The sequence below is a fragment of the Colwellia sp. KS18-150 genome, from assembly GCF_057551365.1.
In genome coordinates this window covers 248,920-270,603 of record NZ_BAAJMC010000004.1, presented here as the reverse complement: position 1 = coordinate 270,603, position 21,684 = coordinate 248,920, and the positions used below count along the sequence as shown (strand labels likewise).

At 37.3% G+C, this 21,684-nt stretch carries 18 protein-coding genes; 5 read left to right on the top strand and 13 right to left on the bottom strand.

Going from position 1 to position 21,684, the window contains the following annotated elements:
* The first annotated feature begins 211 nt into the window (after positions 1-211).
* On the top strand, positions 212-1,120 hold the full coding sequence (locus tag AC27IF_RS08635; protein WP_487053662.1) for a DMT family transporter: 909 nt from the start codon (positions 212-214) through the stop codon (positions 1,118-1,120).
* A 72-nt stretch (positions 1,121-1,192) separates the two neighbouring features.
* On the opposite strand, the gene AC27IF_RS08630 is transcribed toward AC27IF_RS08635, so the two are convergent.
* Positions 1,193-1,879 (bottom strand): HvfX family Cu-binding RiPP maturation protein, encoded by a 687-nt coding sequence (locus AC27IF_RS08630; RefSeq protein ID WP_487053661.1) that lies wholly within the window; start codon positions 1,877-1,879, stop codon positions 1,193-1,195.
* A gap of 199 nt (positions 1,880-2,078) precedes the next feature.
* Between AC27IF_RS08630 and sppA the strand changes: the two genes are divergently transcribed.
* Positions 2,079-3,968, top strand: coding sequence for a signal peptide peptidase SppA (gene sppA, locus AC27IF_RS08625; protein WP_487053659.1), 1,890 nt, complete (start codon positions 2,079-2,081; stop codon positions 3,966-3,968).
* Positions 3,969-3,970: 2 nt separating this feature from the next.
* Positions 3,971-4,996 carry an asparaginase gene (gene ansA / locus AC27IF_RS08620; protein ID WP_487053658.1) on the top strand — a complete coding sequence of 342 codons (1,026 nt, stop codon included), beginning with the start codon at positions 3,971-3,973 and terminating at the stop codon, positions 4,994-4,996.
* A gap of 67 nt (positions 4,997-5,063) precedes the next feature.
* On the opposite strand, the gene AC27IF_RS08615 is transcribed toward ansA, so the two are convergent.
* The 12 genes from AC27IF_RS08615 to lrp all read right to left on the bottom strand — a co-directional run bounded on the left by AC27IF_RS08615 (position 5,064) and on the right by lrp (position 19,260).
* Positions 5,064-7,946: a DUF349 domain-containing protein gene (locus AC27IF_RS08615; RefSeq protein WP_487053656.1), complete on the bottom strand. Its 2,883-nt coding sequence runs from the start codon at positions 7,944-7,946 to the stop codon at positions 5,064-5,066.
* A gap of 71 nt (positions 7,947-8,017) precedes the next feature.
* Positions 8,018-8,326, bottom strand: coding sequence for a YeaC family protein (locus AC27IF_RS08610; RefSeq protein ID WP_487053654.1), 309 nt, complete (start codon positions 8,324-8,326; stop codon positions 8,018-8,020).
* Between the two features lie 7 nt (positions 8,327-8,333).
* A complete protein-coding gene (locus AC27IF_RS08605) occupies positions 8,334-8,660 on the bottom strand; it encodes a hypothetical protein (RefSeq protein WP_487053653.1) in 327 nt (108 codons plus the stop codon).
* A 98-nt stretch (positions 8,661-8,758) separates the two neighbouring features.
* Positions 8,759-10,267 carry an alanine/glycine:cation symporter family protein gene (locus tag AC27IF_RS08600; protein WP_487053652.1) on the bottom strand — a complete coding sequence of 503 codons (1,509 nt, stop codon included), beginning with the start codon at positions 10,265-10,267 and terminating at the stop codon, positions 8,759-8,761.
* Positions 10,268-10,325: 58 nt separating this feature from the next.
* On the bottom strand, positions 10,326-11,483 hold the full coding sequence (locus AC27IF_RS08595; RefSeq protein ID WP_487053650.1) for a M14 family metallopeptidase: 1,158 nt from the start codon (positions 11,481-11,483) through the stop codon (positions 10,326-10,328).
* A gap of 112 nt (positions 11,484-11,595) precedes the next feature.
* Positions 11,596-12,093: a TlpA family protein disulfide reductase gene (locus AC27IF_RS08590; RefSeq protein WP_487053649.1), complete on the bottom strand. Its 498-nt coding sequence runs from the start codon at positions 12,091-12,093 to the stop codon at positions 11,596-11,598.
* A gap of 136 nt (positions 12,094-12,229) precedes the next feature.
* Positions 12,230-13,510, bottom strand: coding sequence for a serine--tRNA ligase (gene serS / locus AC27IF_RS08585; RefSeq protein WP_487053648.1), 1,281 nt, complete (start codon positions 13,508-13,510; stop codon positions 12,230-12,232).
* Positions 13,511-13,606: 96 nt separating this feature from the next.
* On the bottom strand, positions 13,607-14,008 hold the full coding sequence (gene crcB / locus AC27IF_RS08580) for a fluoride efflux transporter CrcB (protein WP_487053647.1): 402 nt from the start codon (positions 14,006-14,008) through the stop codon (positions 13,607-13,609).
* Positions 14,001-15,305, bottom strand: coding sequence for a replication-associated recombination protein A (locus AC27IF_RS08575; RefSeq protein WP_487053704.1), 1,305 nt, complete (start codon positions 15,303-15,305; stop codon positions 14,001-14,003). Before AC27IF_RS08575 ends, crcB begins: the two co-directional genes overlap by 8 nt.
* 156 nt (positions 15,306-15,461) lie before the next feature.
* Complete coding sequence (gene lolA, locus AC27IF_RS08570) at positions 15,462-16,145, bottom strand: outer membrane lipoprotein periplasmic chaperone LolA (protein ID WP_487053646.1); 684 nt, start codon at positions 16,143-16,145, stop codon at positions 15,462-15,464.
* A 60-nt stretch (positions 16,146-16,205) separates the two neighbouring features.
* Positions 16,206-18,722, bottom strand: coding sequence for a DNA translocase FtsK (locus tag AC27IF_RS08565; RefSeq protein WP_487053645.1), 2,517 nt, complete (start codon positions 18,720-18,722; stop codon positions 16,206-16,208).
* A gap of 64 nt (positions 18,723-18,786) precedes the next feature.
* Positions 18,787-19,260: a leucine-responsive transcriptional regulator Lrp gene (gene lrp / locus AC27IF_RS08560; RefSeq protein WP_487053643.1), complete on the bottom strand. Its 474-nt coding sequence runs from the start codon at positions 19,258-19,260 to the stop codon at positions 18,787-18,789.
* A gap of 169 nt (positions 19,261-19,429) precedes the next feature.
* Here lrp and ald point away from each other — a divergent pair, with 169 nt between their 5' ends.
* Positions 19,430-20,551, top strand: a complete 1,122-nt coding sequence (gene ald, locus AC27IF_RS08555) for an alanine dehydrogenase (RefSeq protein ID WP_487053641.1) — start codon at positions 19,430-19,432, stop codon at positions 20,549-20,551.
* A 183-nt stretch (positions 20,552-20,734) separates the two neighbouring features.
* The gene (trxB, locus tag AC27IF_RS08550; protein ID WP_487053639.1) at positions 20,735-21,682 is read left to right on the top strand and encodes a thioredoxin-disulfide reductase; all 948 of its coding nucleotides are present in this window, start codon (positions 20,735-20,737) and stop codon (positions 21,680-21,682) included.
* The last annotated feature ends 2 nt before the right edge of the window (positions 21,683-21,684 follow it).

The window sequence follows — 21,684 nt, the reverse complement described above, 5'->3', positions numbered from 1 at the left end:
AACCATCACTTAACTTTACCAGCATTATGTTGGTTAAATATGGTCGTTCGTGTGTGGCCAAAAAATGCGGTGCTCTTTTTCAGTTAGTTTTTAAATAACTCAGTAAATAATTAAGCCGCAGAAATCATTTTTTGCGGCTTTTTTGTTTTATCCCCATCAATAGCCGTAAAGACTCTGCCAGTGTTAAGTTTCATCAAAAAAGGAGTGTACAATGCAAGTGTCAATTGCCTATTTAGCGGTATTATTAATTTGGTCTACCACACCATTAGCTATAATTTGGAGTAGCGAATCTATCGCACCAACGTTAGCTGTATTATTGCGAATGATAATTGCGTTGGTATTAGGTGCTGGCATTATTTATTTAAAAAAAATCTCTCTACCTTGGCATAAACAAGCGCTGCGATTATATAGTTACTCAGCACTGGGAATATTCGGTGGCATGTTATTTTCTTACTTAGCCGCGCGTTATTTATCATCGGGAGTGTTATCGTTAGTTTTTGGCTTATCTCCGGTGTTATCAGCAATATTTGCACAGAAAATTTTAGCTGAGCCCAAAATAAGTACCGTTAAAAAAATAGCTATGTTGCTATCTTTTATTGGTTTAGCATTGGTGTGCTCCGATAACTTTTCATTACAAGGAGATAGTGTTTATGGCTTGGTGTTTATTTTTCTTGCTGTGACGTTATTTAGCTTAAGTGGTGTGTTAGTAAAAAGTATTTCTTTAGCCATTCACCCAATGGCAACAACGGTAGGTGCGTTGTCAATTGCGACGCCGTTATTTTTTATCACCTGGTTAGTACTTGATGGTTCATTGGCTATCAGCCAATGGCAAGAAAAGTCTATTTGGTCAACCTTATATCTTGGTGTTTTTGGCTCTCTGATCGGCTTTTTTGCATATTTTTATGTATTACAAAGGTTAACGGCTAGCTCTGTAGCATTAATTACCTTGATCACACCGGTCATTGCATTAACTTTAGGGGCAACATTAAATAATGAAGTACTTAACAGCAAAATCTTATTCGGTGCCTGTTTAGTGATCACCGGCCTTGCTATTTATCATTGGGGAGAGACATTGATGAAGAGAAAAAGAAGTAAAGTGCTCATTAGCGACAATAGCTAATGAGTAATTGAGTAGCTGTTATACTAAACAGATTAAATACCTGCCACAGCTACTCAATTTTATATGAAAAACTTAAACCTGCTGAGTTAACCTTTTATAAAGGAAATAATCGATACTGGTATAACGACCTGCCCCAATAAAAAATAATGCTAATAACATAATAAAATATGTCGCTGAAAACTCAATACCATTATTTAACACGACAATATTTCCATTTGAATAAAGCCAATTAGTATTGCCATTTTCATCTAAAATATCTCGCATCTTCTCTAACTTATTCGCAGTATCCGCACTATTCTCAAGACTTGCTTTTGCCTGCTCAGCACCAAACCAATCAAACACTTTCGCCGCACTAATTTCTGGATTTGTTGGCGTAATAGCAAACCAACCATTATCCGCATGCACAGTTGTTGCAGCGACTATCATGGTAAACATTAAAGGAATAGAGATTAAACGGGTAAAAGCGCCTACTAGTAATAACCAACCACCGAAAAATTCAACCAAAATAACCAAGTTAGCCAACAATGCTGGAAATGGTAAACCTAAGCCCCAATCACTATTTCCAAACCAAGCAATAATATTTGGATCCGCTAAAAATGCCGATAAGCCAGATACGTCTTCATTTAATAACTGTGTTTTACTAAAGCCTGCCATGATGAAGATGGGAGCCAGGTACAAACGTATTAACAAGGCTGGTATGCCATCAAAATTTGGCAGTTTATCTAAAAACTGTTGGTATGTAGATAATAGTAATTTCATGTTTTATTTTCTCAACTAGCGGTTTAACTTATTGGTTATAGTTAAGTATAGAACCTGAACGGATAAAAAATCTTTCAAATTGATAGCATAAATTTAATTTATTAGTTTATGACGTATTTATTTACAAACAAGTCGCCAAATCTAAATAACTTTAAGGTAAGATGTTACTAATATATTAATTAAATTAAAGATAAATTTTATGACTGCGATAGTTAACTTATTTAAACGCATTTTATCCGGAATTTGGTGGTTGTTTACCCTAACCCGCTCTGTTGTTTTAAACTTCATATTCATTGTATTTTTTATTAGCTTTATCGTTGTGATAGCTAGCGATAAAGATCAGGTTGAAGTTCCAAAGAAAACAGCTTTAGTGTTAAACCTAGTTGGTGATCTTGTTGAGCAGAAACATGAAATCAATCCTATGGATGCTTTTTTAAACGAAGCATTAGGACAAAAAGAAGATAAACCCGAAGTTTTATTAGCTGATGTTATAGATGTAATTGGTAAAGCTAAAAATGATGATCGGGTTGAAATATTATTATTACAGCTCCAAGGTATGAAAAATGCTGGGCTAACTAAACTGCAAGACGTGAGTAAAGCGCTGGTAGATTTTAAAGCGTCAGGCAAAAAAATTGTCGCTTTGGGTGATCACTTCTCACAAGATCAATACTATTTAGCCAGTTATGCCGATGATGTTTGGTTGAATCCAGAAGGCTTTATGTTACTTGATGGTTACGGCCGCTATAAGTTGTATTTTAAATCAGCAATTGAAAAACTAGCAATAAAACAGCATATCTTCCGAGTTGGTACGTTTAAGTCAGCGGTTGAGCCTTTTTTACGTGATGATATGTCAGAAGAAGCTAAAGAAGCGAATAAATTATGGCTTAATGATTTATGGCAACAGTACAAAACTGACGTAGCACAACAACGTGAATTTACGGTAGAAAATTTTGATGAAAGCATTACTGATATTTTAGAGAAATTTAATCAATCAAATAGCAGTTTTGCTCAATATGCGCTTGCCAATAATTGGGTTGATCAACTAAAAACACGTGATGAAATGCGTACCGAATTAATTGACTTAGTAGGTGAAAATAAAAAAGGTAATAGTTACAGCCAAATTGGTTTTAAAGATTACTTAGAAGCAAGTAAAGCTACTCCATCATTGGCACCTAAACAAAAAGATAAAGTCGCTATTATTGTTGCCAAAGGGACTATTTTAAATGGTACTCAAAAACCAGGCACTATAGGCGGCGATTCAACGGCTAAGCTTTTACGAAAAGCTCGCATGAACGACAAAGTAAAAGCAGTAGTTTTACGTGTTGATAGCCCTGGTGGTAGTGCTTTTGCTTCAGAAATTATTCGTCAAGAAGTAGAATTATTAAAAGCTGCTGGCAAACCTGTTATTGCTTCTATGGGTACGTATGCTGCATCAGGCGGTTATTGGATTTCTGCTCCTGCAGATAAAATTTATGCTGCGCCTTCAACCATCACAGGTTCAATTGGTATCTTTGGTATGATGATGACATTTGAAGATTCACTAAGTAAGTTAGGCATCCACACCGATGGTGTAGGTACGACTGATATAGCGGGTTTTGGTCCAACTCAACCATTGAGTGATGGTATGGCACAACTGTTTCAGTTAAGTATCAATAAAGGCTATCAAGACTTTATTTCTTTAGTAGCAGAAAATAGAAACATGACACTAGAAGAAGTTGATGCAATAGCTCAAGGGCGTGTTTGGTCTGGTGCGAAAGCAAAAGAGTTAGGTTTAGTTGATGAACTTGGTAATTTAACGGACGCTGTACTAGCAGCTGCCGAGCTCGCTGAGCTTGATCAATATGAGACACTATTAATTGAGAAAGAGCCTTCTTCACGTAATAAGTTTTTACAACAATTAATGGGTAAAGGTGCCAGTCTGATTGGTGTAAGTGATAGCTCATCTAGTGATATCATCTCATCAACTACCATGGGTAATAAGCCAGTTACTCAAGTGTTAACACAATTAAAGAAAGAGTTAGCAACATTTAACCAGTTTAATGATCCACAAGGCATTTATACTTTATGCCTAGCTTGTAGCGCTCAATAACTATGACCAACAGAAAAAATATTTATGTCGCCTATACAGGCGGCACCATCGGCATGAAAAAAAGCCATGAAGGTTATGTACCTGATGAAGGACATTTAACGGCCTCAATCAAAGCTTTGCCAGAGTTTCATCGTGAAGAAATGCCTGATTTTACGATTAATGAATATCAACCATTAATCGACTCATCGAATATGACGCCAAATGATTGGCAAAGAATAGCCGATGATATTAAAGAAAATTATGAAAAATACGATGGCTTTGTTGTATTACATGGCACAGATACCATGGCATATACTAGCTCAGCATTATCATTTATGTTTGAAAACTTAACTAAGCCGATTATCGTCACTGGCTCACAGATCCCCTTGAGTCAATTACGCTCAGATGGGCAAGTGAATGTATTAAACTCATTATACATAGCAGCCAGTTACCCGATTAACGAGGTTGGTTTATTTTTCAATAATAAACTCTATCGAGGTAATCGCTCTATCAAAGCTTATGCCGATGGTTTCGATGCTTTTGACTCTCCCAATATGCCGCCATTACTCGAGGCTGGTATTAATATTACAATTGGCGCAGGTCAAGTATCATCTTGTATTGAACTTCAAAAGCCAGTGATAGTACGTGATATAACCCCTCAACCTATAGGTGTTGTTCATTTATATCCAGGCATTAGTAGTGATGTTATTGATAATGTTATCCGCCAACCGGTAAAGGCGTTAATATTGCGTAGTTATGGCGTAGGAAATGCCCCTCAAGATAACGCTTTACTCGCTTGTCTTACTAAGGCTAAAGAGCAAAAGATTGTGGTGGTTAATTGCAGTCAATGTATTAAAGGCACTGTGAATATGTCTGGCTATGCAACAGGAAATGCTTTGAGCCAAGCAGGTGTTATCAGTGGTCATGATATGACTCTAGAGGCTGCATTAACTAAGCTGCATTATTTATTGAGCCAAGAATTGAGTTATGAAGAAATATGCCAATTAATGCAATTAAGCTTACGCGGTGAGTTAACAAATCTTGATTAGAATGAATATTAAACCATGTTAATTACAGAGGATGGCGGATGGACGCCCCCCTCTGCAGGAGAGCATGTTAGTCAACAAAAATAGTTTCTAGTCGCCCTAACAGTGATACGTCATCACTGCTTAATTTACCTAGTTTTAACCATGAAACTAACTCTTTGCTTAAATCAATATCATTGCCAGACTGCATCTGCTCTTGCATTAATTGTACTTGCACAACCATACGTTGTTGAGCAAACTCTATTGGTGATTCAGCCTTAGCTAATATCTCTATCGCTAACGTTTTCGACAGTCGTTCATCAGTGGCAGTTTGAGTTGCTAGGTTTAGCTGCTCTTGAATACGTTTTTGCCAAAAGCTAGTTAATTGATTGAATTCAGCCATATCATTTATTGAATTCAATAACTCATTGCTCTCACTATTAGCAATCAACTTTAATAACACAAACAGACTACGCCAACTTTTCTTACCCTCTTGTTGGGTAATTATTTCAAGCTGTTTATTGATGCTGTTAATAAAGGATTCAACTTTTTGTACAATAGCCTTATTAACAGGTTTTTGAGCAATAACGTTTGAACGTAACTGCTCAGCTTCATCTTTAGCTTGGTTGAGCATTGTTTTATCCGTTGTTGCACCGAGCTGAGTGACTATCGATTCTAAAGATTGGCTGAATTGATCGTTAATTTCTATTTGCGCTTGTTGCTGAGCTGATTTAACTTGCTCACGTTTAGCAAATATTTCGTCATTTACTTTTCTAAATTCCTGCCAAAGCTTATTTTCTTGACGTGAGCCTGCAAATCCTACGCTTCGCCATTGTTGTTGAAGTTTTTTTACATTTTCAATCGCTTGATAAATATCTTCCGTTACTAACTCTTGTTCGGCTTGCTTAATCAAGGTTTGTTTTAAACTGCTATTAGCGTCATGAAAGTTATGGATGGCCGACTTTAATGGCTGGAGCGTTTGCTTAAATGTTTGCTGTAATGGTTGGTAGTCTATTCGATCAACCTCTCCTGCTTGATTCCAGCTTTGTTGCAACTTATTTAGTTGACCATCAAGCTCTTTATAACTTGCTCCTTTACCATCAGCAGAAAGTTCTTTCTGACTATTTTCTTCAAATTGATTAGCGATGGTTTTCGCTTGTTCAATAAGCTTTTTACGTTCAACTAAATGTTGACCACGTAACTTATCTTGCTCTGCATAAAACAATCGACAAGGTGCAAAGGCTTGCTCACAGGCCTGATTAAATTTTTCATTTAATTCTTTATCAACCTCTTCATCTGCATGCCCTAATGAATTCCATGTCTTACGATAATTCTTTACCTGCACAGCTTGTTCGTTAGGATTATCTAAAGGGGTTTTAACTAATTGAGTTACTTTTTCAAGTAACTCTTGTTTACGAGGTGTAGCAATATAATGTTCCCAATCGCTGATATCAGCAATTTTTTCACTTACTTGCTCGAAATCACGTTGTATCTGTTGTTGCTGATTAGTTGAAAGCATTGGCACAGATTGTTTGATGCCTTTAAATAGCCCAAAGCATACTTTATATTTACCATTGTTAAGTAAACGTTTTACATCAATTAACTTTTTCTTGGTTTGTGAAAACAACTGCTTTTGCTCAATTTGTAATGGTTTAAGCCCCTGTTGCCAGCTTGTTGTTATTTCTGAGTGCGCATCGACTATTGATTGAGGTAAAACGCCAAGCGCTTTCTTCTGAACTATGTTCCATTGTGATAACCATTGATTATAAGTAGTTTGACGATCATTAAGATCACAAAGCGCTTGTGGTAAGGATAACTGAGAAATCTTTGAGATTAAATGAGTGGCGTCTGTAACTGAACGTGCTATTTCAGGTAGCTGTGTTAAACGTTTGGCAAGGTCTGCAAGTAACGCTAAAAATTTGGCTTGCTCTTGTTCATTTAAGACACTGGCGCGAATATTGTTTTCAATGGTAGTTAACTGCTGAGTGAATTCTTGCTCGTCTAAAGTTTCATCTTCGAATACAGCCGTTGTAAGTACGCGATTCATGTTTTCAATGCTAGCAGTAAAATCAGCTAAACTAGCCTGTTTAGCCTTTACTAACTGCTGTGCAATTTTATCTTGTTGAAATAATTCAGCTTTAGAGGCAAATAACTGTGTTAATTGCTCACATATTTTGTCATATTTCTGCGTTAATAATACTTGTTGTTCAGCATCTAAACAGGAAATTTCGCCAATATCATTTTGCCATTGCTCCACAAGTGCATGACGTTTTTCAAGGTATTGCTCATAATCCGTCACGTCTTTCAGTGCTAATAATTTTGATAAGGTAAGCTGAAGCCCCTTTTGAAGTTTCTTCGGCTTTTCTTGTGCGTCAACAACCTCACTTAATATTTTTTCAAGTAACGACTTCACTTCATCTGATGCAGATTTTTTTATTAATTTATTTAAAAAGGCAACTTCTGTAAGTTCAGGCACATCAACATTCAGCAACTGTAATTGAATTGCTGTCGTTTGCTTTTGACCAAATACTTGTGTGAAAAGATGAGCAGCGTTTTTATTCAAACTGACTTGTTTATATAATTTAACCACCAATTCAGGATCTTGCTCTTGTCCTAACCAATGTTCAAGTAACTCTTTACTTGAACATTCTTGTATGAATTTATGTTTAACGCTATCAGATAGTTTTATATCATGCTGATTTGATACTATTAACTCAACTTGAGCATAGGAGAATTTTTTAACAGCACTGTTATCATTGTTGCTACTTGTTAACACATAGGTATCAAAATCATTTAGTTTTAATAATGCCGCACGTCGTACTAGTTCATTGCTATCAGTGTTAAGCAAAGACAGTAATACTGTTTTTTCCTCAGCATTACTCACGCTAAGATCTTCATTAATTGCAGCAATTCGAACATTAATGTCTTTGGCTTGCCATTTGTTTTTTGTATTAAATAAACGAGAGAAAATCATAAGGCTGTTTTTATTATTGGTTAACGTTAAATGGTGATAATTATTTTAACAAGACGTTAATTGTTACTTAGTTAAATATCTGTAAAGTGTGCAATGTCTGGTTTTACACATGGAGTGATTGGCTTTTCTTGTTCAGCACTAGAAAACTCAGCTTTTAATTGGCGCTTGTTCTTATTAACAATATTGCCATCACTGCCGATTGTCAGCATATCATCACTGTCTAAATGATGAGCTTGATAGGCCATAATTAATTGTAAAGCGGTATCTCTTTGTTGCTTATCCACAACAGTACCTTCAGGCCACTTCCCTGTCTCTGCTGCACACTTTAAGCGTAAGTACATCTCTTGAGGCATATGTTCGATAGTATTCGATAAGTTCATTGTGTTCCTACTTCTGGCGTTTAAAGAAAAGCAATTTAATGCGGATAATAATATATAAAATAAAACCAATAACCGAACTAAACATAGCTAGGTTATGTTGCCAAGTTCCTTGTTCAACATTATCCCAAAACATAAATAAAAATCCGCCACAAAATAACAACATGGCAACAAATGAATAATTCATTAATCTTTGCCCTTGATTAATACGATTAATTCTATTTATGCTTTCCATTTTATCGGCATCAAGCTCGGTTAACGCGAGATTACAATGACTACATTGTTTTGCTTTATCTGAAATCTTGTTTTTACAACTAGGGCACTTAATAACAGCCATGCTATGAACTTTTTGTGGTTAATTTAATGGCAAATATTCTACCCTTTTTCAGGCAAAAAAAAACGTCCTGATGGACGTTTTTTATTATAAATATTGCGTTAAGCGTTATTAGTCTCATTTTGCTTTGATTTATCGAGTCGCTCTTCCCAAAAAGTTGCACCTTCGATTCCTAAAGCTTTAGGATCAAATGTATATTTATCTACACCAGTTTTTTGTTGTTGCTCATAATCCTGTAATGCTTTAATTGCAGGTTTTGACATAAAGAAGATAATAATAATACCGACAATGTTTAACCAAGCCATTAATCCAACACCAATATCACCAAGCCCCCAAGCTATATTTGCGGCCTTGATAGTACCGTAAAATGTTGCTGCCATAATAACGACTTTAAGCATAAAGACCGCACCAGGAATGTTAAAAGTACGTTTAATATAGTAAATATTATTTTCAGCAATAAAGTAATAAGCCAATATCGTAGTGAAAGCAAAGAAGAATAAAGCAAGTGCCACAAAAGGTTTACCCACACCAGTAAATACACTATCAACCGCTAACTGTGTAAATTCAGGGCCACTAGCAGCGATGTTACCTGCTACATTTTGAATGATAAACGTATCACCAGCGCCATGAACATTAAACGTTCCGGTAATAATTATCATAAAGGCCGTTGCTGAACAAACAAACAAGGTATCAATATAGACAGAAAACGATTGTACTAAACCTTGTTGAGCCGGATGGTCTACTTCAGCAGCAGCTGCTGCATGAGGTCCTGTACCTTGGCCTGCTTCATTTGAATAAACACCGCGTTTAACACCCCAACCTATCGCGGCACCAAAACCTGCCATCGGAGTGAATGCATCACCGATAATCAGCATGAAAGCGTTAGGTAATTGGGTAATATTTAAACCAATAATAATTAATGAAATAAGTATGTATGCTAAAGCCATAAATGGCACTACAACTTGCGTGAAGTTAGCAATACGTTTAATTCCACCAAAAATGATAAAACCTAACAATAAAACAATACCTGTAGCAGTATAAAGTTTAGCGTAGCTAATAACGCCAATAGCCGTATCAACACTACCACTGTTTGAAAAAACTTGCTCTACTGCAGTTCCAATAGTATTAGACTGCACTGTTGGTAGTAAAACCCCAGTCGCTAGTATTGTTGCAATAGCAAAACACCATGCATACCACTTCTGTCCCATAGCTTTTTCAATGTAATACGCTGGACCACCATGATACTTACCATCGTGTTCTTCTTTGTAAATTTGAGCATTGGTTGATTCTATGTAAGCAGTTGCAGCACCAAAAAAAGCAACAATCCACATCCAAAAAACTGCGCCAGGGCCACCAAAACCAATGGCAGCAGCAACACCAGCAATATTACCAGCACCCACACGCCCTGATAATGATACGGCTAAGGCTTGAAAAGATGATATACCTTGCTCTGAGCTTCTCCCTGATATTAATAAACGCCACATTTCTGAAAACTGGCGTATTTGCACAAAGCGAGTTAGCACAGTAAAAAATAAACCTGCGCCTAAGCACAAATAAATTAATGCTGAGCTCCATATATAACCATTAATAGTATTGACAAGTTCTTGCACTTAAAACTCCTGATTTTTATTGTAATTTTTTATTATTGATAAGGGTTATTGGCGACAGTTATCTAAGATCATCAACCATATGATAAATACCCGTTAGGAAATCTCGACCTAAAAGGCTACTGCGACTATCTGACCAACCGACACTATAATCTGGTAAAAGATCGTTGTCTTTAAATGGCATTTCAATAGTGTAAGCTAAACACTTAAATTGATTACCAACCCAGTTAGTGCCAACCGTAGGGTTTGCTTTACCTGGCTCATCTTTATCGTAACCACGCTCATCTTGAAACTCCGGTGTAATTGCTATCAGAATTTCTTTGAATTTATCTTCTAATGCCTTATGGCGCGCATCGTAATTAACAACACCTTCACAACCCGCGACGAAATTAACCGGTAAAGCCTCATCACCATGAACATCTAAAAACATATCAACACCAGTTTCTAGCATCTTGTCACGAACAAGGTAAACTTCAGGACTGCGATCCATTGTCGGCTCTAACCATTCACGATTTAAATTTGCACCAACTGCATTGGTACGTAAATGACCTCTGACACTGCCATCAGGATTCATATTAGGGACAATATAAAAGACAGCTTTGTTTAATAATTCTCGAGCAACACCATCATCTTCATCAAGTAGCCTATCGATAAAACCTTCGATAAACCACTCAGCCATGGTTTCTCCTGGATGTTGACGTGCAGTTAACCAAATAACACGTTTATCATCCCCTTCTTCACCGATCTTTAATAAACTCATATCACGGCCATCGAGCGTCTGTCCTAGCACTTGTAACTGACAATCTAAATGCATCTGCGCATTATGTAGTAAATCTTGATGACGTTCGTAACTATAAGGTGAGAAATATGCAAAATACACCGAATCATATTCTGGTGTTAGAGAAATAGTTAAACGTTCACCATCATAACTCGTTGGGACACGAAACCAGTGCTCTCTGTCATAAGAGGCTACGGCTTGATAATCTTGCCAGCCTTCAACATAAGCAGACTTACCGGCATTGGTTAAATGTATTATATGTTCTAAACGCTCAGCTTGATTTGAAGTTGCTGTTTGTAATTTGAAATGAAACCATTGAAAAAACTCAGATTGGTTATCATGTTTAATTTCACATTGAATATTACTGATATCACTAGCATCGATAACACGGATATTACCGCTATCAAAATTATCGGTAATGTATACGGATTGAGTTTGCATAAAAAATAGCCTTTATGTCTTATAGCTAGACAAAATAAGATATAAATAAAGATTGAAAGCCACAGTGTACACAAACAAACATAAGATCACTACTTTATCCTTAGTAAAGTAGTTAGAGAGCTCTGAGATAAAGTCCTAGCTCAGAAGAATACCCCATTGATTTACCAATAATCGTATTTTCTTTACTAATAACATAGTAACTTGGATAGCCACTTATTGAAAAAACAGCTTTAATCGACTCGTTACCAAGCGCGATAGGAAAAGTTAATTGGTGTCTTTTGGTAAAGTTTGTTACCTCTTCAATACTTGAGTAATCCATCGCTACCGCTATTACTTCTAATGATTCATTTTTCTCGTATATTGCTTGTAGATTACCAATACTGACATGACAAACCTGGCACCAAGGGGCGAAGAAATATATAACCGTAGTTTTGCCTTGTGCCGCTAATTTAATGGTGTCTCCCATCAATGTTGGCACATTTTCAATAACTTGGGGATCAAAAGTTGCTAACTCAACTTCTTTAGATAACATGCTAGTTTCACGAAAAAACGAAATCGCTTGAAACGCTAAAAAGAAGATCAGGGCTTGGATAATAAAACTACGTAACAAAAGGTGTTTCCTTGAATATGAATTAATGAAGGTGGATTGCTATATTAGACCCGTTCAGTGAAAATATATTGCAAAGAGCAACAAAAAAAAGCGTGGTAAATACCACGCTTTTTTAATGTTCATTAAACCAATTTTATTAAGATATATTGGTTAAACCATTCATGTATGGCTGTAAAGCTGCAGGAATATCGATACTGCCATCAGCTTGTTGGTAATTTTCTAAAATAGCGACCAATGTACGCCCTACCGCTAAGCCTGAGCCATTAAGCGTGTGTAGTAATTCAGGTTTATTGGTTTCATTATTTCTAAAACGTGCTTGCATACGACGAGCTTGGAAAGCTCCCATATTTGAACAAGAAGAAATCTCACGGTAAGTTTGTTGAGCTGGTAACCAAACTTCTAAATCAAAAGTTTTGGTAGCACTAAAACCAACGTCACCACTACAAAGCGCCATGGTACGGTATGGTAATTCAAGTTTCTCTAATATAGCTTCAGCATGACCTGTAAGCTCATCAAGGGCATCAAAAGAGTTTTCAGGTTTAACGAGTTGCACCATTTCAACTTTATCAAATTGATGTTGGCGTATTAAACCACGGATATCTCTACCACCAGAGCCCGCTTCACTTCTAAAACAAGGAGTGTGTGCCGTCATTTTAATAGGCAACTCTGCTTCATCAACAATTTCATCTCTGTACATATTAGTAAGTGGTACTTCAGAGGTAGGAATTAAAGAGAACTTCTTCCCTGATAAATCAGTATGAAATAAATCTTCACCAAATTTTGGTAATTGTCCTGTACCATACAATGAATTAGCATTAACTAGATAAGGAACGTACATTTCTTGATAACCGTGTTCTTGAGTATGCATATCCAACATAAATTGAGCTAACGCGCGGTGTAATTTCGCTATTTTTCCACGCATAACGGCAAAACGAGTACCCGCTAATTTGGCACCACTTTCAAAATCCAAGCCTTTATCAACAGCAAAACCTAAATCAACATGGTCCTTTACTTCAAAGTCAAATTCACGTGGTGTACCCCAACGCTTGATTTCGACATTATCATCTTCATCAGCCCCTTCCGGTACAGAAGAGTCGAGTAAGTTAGGAATAGCGCTAGCGATATCATTGATTTTACTAAGTACTTCATCTTGCTCAGCTTTGGCTGCGTCTAAGTCATCACCTAATTGGCTTACCGCTGCTAGTAATGGCGCAATGTCTTCACCACGAGCTTTAGCTTGGCCTATGGATTTAGAGCGGCTATTACGCTCGCTTTGTAATTCTTGAGTTTTAATTTGTATCGCTTTACGCTGCTCTTCTAAGGCAGTTAAGCTTTCAGTATCTAAGGTATAGCCACGTTTGCTTAGTTGAGTCGCGATGTCTGTTAAATCTGTTCTAAGTAGTTTTGCGTCGAGCATAATAATTCACGTATTTATCTGATTGAAATTAAATTAATTTGTTTATCTGTTTGTTTATCTGTTTGTTTACTACTCATATAACATAGAGCAATAAGTTTATTTAGCTATCGTTGAAACGATATACATCCCAAGCCCAGCAGCGGCTATACAAAGAGAGACATTTAATAAAACATTAATGCCCGCTTTAAGCACATCACCTTGTTGTAATAACAGCAAGGTGTCTAACGAAAATGTGGAAAAGGTAGTAAAAGCACCTAAAAAACCTATACCTAATAACGTTCTGTGAACATGAATATCTAATAATTCATGTTCAATTAGCTGATATAGTGTTCCCATCACCAATGATCCTGTGATATTAACCACCAAGGTGGCAAAAGGGAAACCTTTTCCTAACCAATTTAGCACTAATTGATAGATATAAAATCGTAAGCTAGCACCACAAGCACCGCCAAGTGCTACGAAAGCGTATAATGTAAAGTTACTAACGGTATTAGTCATAGCGTTTTTCATTACTCTCTTGATTCAATCGATTAAGATATTCGAGCTTTTCTTTTAGCTGCTTTTCTAAACCTCTATCGCTTGGCTGGTATAACTCAGTATTATAACCTGAAGCATTAGCTAAAGCTTCAGGGAAATAGTTTTCACCACTTGCGAAAGCATTCACTTCATTATGCGCGTATCGATACTCTACACCATGACCTAACTCAGTGGTTATGTTACTGGTTGAGTTTTTTAAGTGCTCAGGTACATCTAGGCTAGAAGTTTGTTTTGCTAACTCTTTAGCTTGACTAAAAGCCATATAAACTGCATTACTTTTTGGTGCTAAGGCTAAATAAACCGTAGCTTGTGCTATGGCTCTTTCGCCTTCACTTGGCCCTACTCTATGATAAGTATCCCAAGCATTTATCGCCAATTGCATGGCCCGAGGATCGGCATTACCAATATCTTCACTGGCAATCGCTAATAATCTTCTCGCTACATACAGTGCGTCACCGCCACCAGTTAAAATTCTAGCATACCAATACAATGCCGCATCAGGACTTGAGCCGCGAACAGATTTATGAAATGCACTAATTAAATCATAAAAAGCATCGCCACCTTTATCATAAAGAGCCACTTTAGAGCCAGCAACCTGACTAATTAGCTTGACGGTGATTAGTTTTTTATCTTGCTCAACAGCGACACTATCAAGACAATTCTCTAAAAGATTAAGTAATCGCCTAGCATCACCATCGGCTCGATTTAACAAACTTTGTCTGGCATCTTTATCGAGGTAAATACTAATATTTTGCTCATTTTCAAGCGTGGTAATTGTACGATTTAATACTTTACTTAATGCGGAAGCATTCAGTTTTTTTAATGTATAAACACGCGCTCTAGATAAGATGGCCTTATTTAATTCAAAAGCTGGGTTCTCAGTTGTTGCGCCAATAAAAATAATGGTGCCATCTTCAATATACGGAAGAAAAGCATCCTGCTGTGATTTATTAAAACGATGGACTTCATCAACAAAAAGTACCGTTAAATTATCATCAATATTGTTACTTGCTCTGACCTTAGCCTGCTCAATGGCGGTACGGATCTCTTTGATCCCAGAAGTTACCGCAGATAATCGTATGACTTTAGCATTAACATGATGAGCAATAATTTCTGCTAGCGTGGTTTTGCCACTACCCGGAGGGCCCCAAAAGATCAACGAATGGCAATGACCATCTTCAATACTCAACCGTAATGGTGAGTTGTCAGCTAGAATGTGCTCCTGACCAACATAATCAGATAAATCATACGGGCGCATCCTAGCAGCTAAAGGTGCTGCGAGCTTTTGGCTGTTTGCACTTATAGTTTTGTCAGATGTTTGAGATAAGTCATCATCAAAAGATAATAAACTTGCTTGTTGATGTTCTTGAGTCAAAGTTAAGCCTTTTTATCAGCTAAAAATGTGTTGACCATATTATCTTTGATCATCTATTTGAGTATCCTCAGGAATGACAAATTTAAACAAGCTTGGTTTTGGCGAAGTCTTTTGATTGAACGCTGTTAATGTAATTTGACTCAGTTGTCCGGTAGCATCAAGAAAAGAAAAAGCATTTAACTGACCGCCTGATTGCTCGGCATCAAAAACTAGCGTTAAATTCTTAATTTGACTATTCGTATCTATAGCCGTGATCACAAAAGTATTTTGGTGTTTATCACTAGGCAGTTGTTCAACATTATACTGCTGCCATAACGCTGGATCATTATTAGTTAACAATAAAATAGGCGTACGAGCGATTGCCGATGATAACGAGTAAATACTGACTTGTTCAATCCAAGGATTATAAAACCAAACATCTTCACCATCAGAGACTATAGATAACTCATCAGGCGTTAACACCTGCCAATTAGCTAAATTAGGTTTACTGATTGCAAGCTTCCCTGTACTTTCTTCGATAATTTGACCCGAATCGCTTAATACCTGTTGCGTGAAATTGGCTGTAAAAAACGCTAAGGATTTTAATTTAGCAATCAATGTACTTTTACTTGCAGACACTGCTACTTCAGCTTTGGGTGTGTAACCATCTTGCGCAAAAGTATTTGGGCTTAAACAACAAAAAGCTAACGCGGTTAAAGCGCTAGCTAAAATTTTTCTTTTCATAAATACACTACTTAAATTCTATCTAGCAAGTCATACTTGCTATGTTAATAAAGCTTGATATTAATCTCTAATCGGAGGCGGCGCTAGCACTTCACGAGCACCATTGTGCCCTGCTGTAGATACCACACCTTGAATTTCCATTTGTTCGACAATTCTAGCAGCACGATTATAGCCAATTCTAAATTGTCTTTGAACACTTGAAATAGAAACACGACGCTTTTCTGTAACAAAATTAACAGCTTCGTCATAAAGAGCATCTAATTCTTCATCGCTTCCTTCCGCTTGCTCACCTGGCAGTAGCATATCTTCATCACTACCACCGGCTAGAATTTCTTCAACGTAATTTGGCTCACCACGTTGTTTCCAATCATTAACAACTGCATGAACCTCATGGTCGTCGATAAAAGCACCATGTACGCGTGTTGGTACACCGGTTCCGGGTGGAAGGTACAACATATCCCCCATACCTAATAACTGCTCAGCACCTTGTTGATCAAGTATGGTACGTGAGTTTAAGCCTGACGATACTTGGAATGCCATTCTAGTTGGAATGTTTGCTTTAATTAAACCTGTGATTACATCAACTGAAGGGCGTTGCGTAGCAAGCACTAAATGAATACCTGCCGCTCGTGCTTTTTGAGCAATACGAGCAATTAATTCTTCAACTTTTTTACCAACAATCATCATCATGTCAGCAAACTCATCCACGATAACAACAATACTCGGTAATTTTTCTAATAATGGTGGTGTTTGATCGAGCCCGTCGCTAGGTTGCCATATTGGGTCGATTAAAGGCTCTCCAGCTTCTATTGCCCCAAGTACTTTCTTGTTATAGCCTTTAAGGTTTCTGACGCCTAACGCAGACATTAATTTATAACGACGCTCCATTTCACCCACACACCAGCGTAATGCATTTGCGGCATCTTTCATGTCAGTAACGACTTCTGCAAGTAAATGAGGAATGCCTTCATACACCGAAAGCTCAAGCATTTTAGGATCAATCATGATCAGGCGAACATCTTCTGGCGTTGACTTATACAATAAGCTAACAATCATGGTGTTTACACCAACAGATTTACCCGAGCCTGTAGTACCCGCTACTAATAAATGCGGCATTTTAGCTAGATCAACGACCACTGGCTCACCAGCGATATCTTTACCCAAAACCATGGCTAACGATGAAGATGACTCTTCAAAGGCTGGACAAGCGATAACTTCACTTAAGTGAACGATTTCACGATGTTTATTAGGTAGTTCTAGACCGATTACTGACTTACCCGGAATAACTTCAACGACACGAACACTAATAGCAGAAAGTGCCCTTGCTAAATCTTTCGATAAAGAAGTAATTTTACTTACTTTCATACCTGGGGCTAAATCAAGTTCAAAACGTGTAATTACAGGGCCAGGATAAACAGCGACCACTTGCGCTTGGACTTTAAAGTCTAATAATTTAGCTTCCACTAAACGACTTACCTGTTCTAACTCTTCTTGATTGATTGGGTTTTTAGCTTTATCCGGTCTATCGAGTAAATCAATAGAAGGCATCCCCTCAAAAGACTCGTCTTCATTTACTACCAAGTTAACTTGTGTAGAATCAGTGCTACTAACAACGGCTTGTTGACGCTTTTCTTGTTTATCATCAGCAACATTTACTTTTTCAACTGCCGCAAAAGCTGCAGTAATTTCAGTTTCACTGACATGCTCTTGTACATTGCCTGAGATAGGACCTGATATTAATTCGTCAATATCAACGAAAGGCTCAATCACCTCTTCAATTTCTTTCTTATCTTCAGCTTTCTTAGTACTAAAGATATTAGGTAAAGATTTAGTGGCTTTCTCAGCTTGAATAGCTTCTTCTTTTGGCTCCACGTCGATTTGAACATCTGAAGGCGCCACACCAAACTTGTCTTTTATATAGCGTGGTAAATGTTGAATGAATACCATACCCGCTATGGTATAACGGCCAATGTTATCGATAAAATTTAACCAAGAAAAACCGGTAAGTAGAACAAAACCGGAACAAGTGAACATGACGAAAATGAGCGTAGAGCCAACGAAAGAGAAATAAGGTAAAAAACTATTACTTAACACATCACCTAAAATACCACCGGCAGAAAAATAAAAGACATCATCAAAGTTCATACTCGCTAATGATGTAATACCTAAATAAAACATAAAAAAGCCAATTAGCTTCAAGCCTAACGTCAGGTAATCTAATTGCATTAGCTGGTGAAATTTTTGAAACAACAACCACCCTAAAATGGCGACAACAAAGGGTAAGGTATACGCGAGAAAGCCAAATAGATTAAGTAATAAATCAGAAAGGTAGGCTCCAACTGCTCCGCCTAAATTTCTTACTGGTGTTTGATAGCCTGTTTGAGCCCAACCTGGATCTGCAGCGTCAAAACTAAATAATGCTAACATCAAAAACATCGCAAATACGCTAAAGAAAAGTAAGCCGGTTTCAAGTAGACGTTGAACGCCGCTTAGCTTAGTTGTAGCAGATTCATCAATCGGGCTATCGGTCGATTCATCAAAGATTTCATCAGTATTTTTCATAAGGTCTGAAGACAATTAAATTTCCATGGAAAAAGTTCATATAAAATGAATGTAAAACTATAAAGAGTAAAGTAACAAATTATCGCTTGATTGGTAACATATTAGTGGATTTAATTTCATCCATTACCACGTAGGTTCTACTTTCACTCACTGCTGGCAACTTTAATAAAGTGTCCCCTAGAAGCTGTCGATATGCGAGCATATCCTTTACGCGTGTTTTTAAAAGAAAATCAAAATCACCTGAGACTAAATGGCACTCTTGAATAACATCAAGTTCATGAACTGCTGCGGCAAAATCATCAAATACATCAGGACTTGTTTTAGTTAAGGTGATTTCGACAAACACTAGTAAAGCTAAATCTAATTTAATGGGGTTTAAATTAGCTTGATAACCAGTGATGTATTGCTCTTTTTCTAAACGCTTCACCCGTTCAAGGCAAGGTGTTGGACTTAAACCAACACGTTTGGATAATTCGACATTAGACAGTCGACCATTTTTTTGTAATTCAAAAAGAATGTTTTTATCAATTCGATCTATTGATTTTATTGCCATCACCAACCTCTTATATATAAAACTATTAAACACACCAACAATAGCATTATATATCGCTGAACCTAGATATACGACAGGTTATTCTGATAATTTAGCAATATACTAGTCACATATAAAATAAAGCTTGGTAACGAGCTATTACAATGAGTTAGCAATAAGTGAGATTATTATGATTATAGGTGTACCTAAAGAAATTAAGAACCACGAATACCGCATTGGTTTAACGCCAGCAGGTGTGAAAGAGTTAACAGTAAATGGTCATGACGTGATTGTTGAAAATAACGGTGGAGCAGCCATTGGTTTTGATAATGAGCAATACATTACAGCCGGCGCAAAAATAATTGATAGTGCAGCAGAAATATTTGCTACCGCCGATATGATCATTAAGGTGAAAGAACCACAACCTGTAGAATGTAACATGCTTCGTCCAGGTCAAATCTTATTTACTTACTTACATTTAGCACCAGATCCTCAACAGACTGAATTATTAGTAGCTTCTGGCGCAACCTGTATCGCTTATGAAACCGTAACAGCGGCAAGTGGCGGCTTACCACTGCTAGCGCCAATGTCAGAAGTTGCTGGCCGTATGTCTATTCAAGCTGGCGCTCATGCGTTAGAGAAAGCCCAAGGTGGTTTAGGTGCTTTACTTGGTGGCGTACCGGGTGTTGCTCCAGCAAAAGTACTTATTATTGGTGGTGGTGTTGTTGGTACACAAGCTGCCCGTATGGCTGTTGGTATGGGAGCAGATGTGACAATTTTAGACCGTTCACTACCCCGCTTACGTCAATTAGACACTGAGTTTGACGGAAGATTAAAAACGGTATACTCAACTGCTGACGCTATGAACAATTTAATTGTTGAAGCAGATTTAGTGGTTGGCGCGGTATTAATACCTGGTGCTGCAGCGCCAAAATTAGTGACCAAAGAACATATCAAGATGATGAAAAAAGGCGCTGTTATTGTTGATGTCGCTATTGATCAAGGTGGTTGTTTTGAAACTTCAAAAGCAACAACTCACCAAGAGCCAACTTATGTTGTTGACGATGTAGTACATTACTGTGTCGCAAATATGCCAGGTGGTGTTGCTCGTACGTCAACGATGGCATTAACGAATGCTACCATGCCATTCGCAGTAACTATCGCTAATAAAGGTGCTAAACAAGCATTATTAGAAGATGAACATTTATTAGCGGGTTTAAATGTCGCTGCGGGTAAAATTACTTATAAACCTGTAGCTGATGTTTTAGGTTATGATTATGTTGCTCCTGAAGTAGCTTTAAATGCACAGTAGTTCATAACATAATTAAATACTATTGCTTAAAACAATAGTTAAAGAGCGCACTTTTGCTTACACTTTTGCAAAATGCGCTCTTTTTTTTGTTTAGCTTATAACAAACAAGTTATTTACCCCCTTGCTTTATTTCCTTATCATCCCAATTAATATTGAAATGAATTATTTTTTCTTGGAGAAATCATGAGCGACGTAAGACACTGCCCTCTACTAATTTTAGGCTCAGGCCCTGCTGGATATACTGCAGCAGTATATGCTGCCCGCGCAAATTTAAAACCAGTAATGATCACAGGTATGCAACAAGGTGGTCAATTAACCACGACTACAGATGTAGAAAACTGGCCAGGTGATGCAGATGATTTAACAGGTCCAGCATTGATGGAACGTATGCAAAAGCATGCTGAAAAGTTTGATACTGAAATAATCTTTGATCATATTGAATCTGTAGACTTTTCATCTAAGCCTTATAAATTAACGGGCAGCAGCGAATACACTTGTGATGCACTTATCATCTGTACTGGTGCATCAGCACAATATTTAGGCTTACCTTCTGAAGAAGCCTTTATGGGTAAAGGTGTTTCAGCATGTGCAACCTGTGATGGTTTCTTTTACAAAAACCAAAAAGTTGCTGTTGTCGGTGGTGGTAATACTGCTGTTGAAGAAGCTTTATATTTATCTAACATCGCAAGCGAAGTTCACTTAGTTCATCGTCGTGATACATTTAGAAGTGAAAAGATTTTAACGGATCGTTTATACGAAAAAGTTAAAAACGGTAATATCGTTTTACACACCGACCGCACTTTGGATGAAGTCTTAGGTGATAACATGGGCGTAACCGGTTTACGATTAAAAGATGCAAATTCTGAAGCGACTGAAGAGCTAGACGTTGCTGGTGTATTTATTGCCATTGGTCACAAGCCTAACACTGATATATTTAAAGACCAACTTGAGATGAAAGATGGTTATTTAACGATTCAAAGTGGTACCCAAGGTAATGCAACACAAACAAGTGTTGAAGGGATTTATGCTGCGGGTGATGTAGCTGATCACATATATCGTCAAGCGATCACATCTGCTGGCGCCGGTTGTATGGCAGCATTAGATGCCGAGCGCTACCTAGATGCTCAATAGGC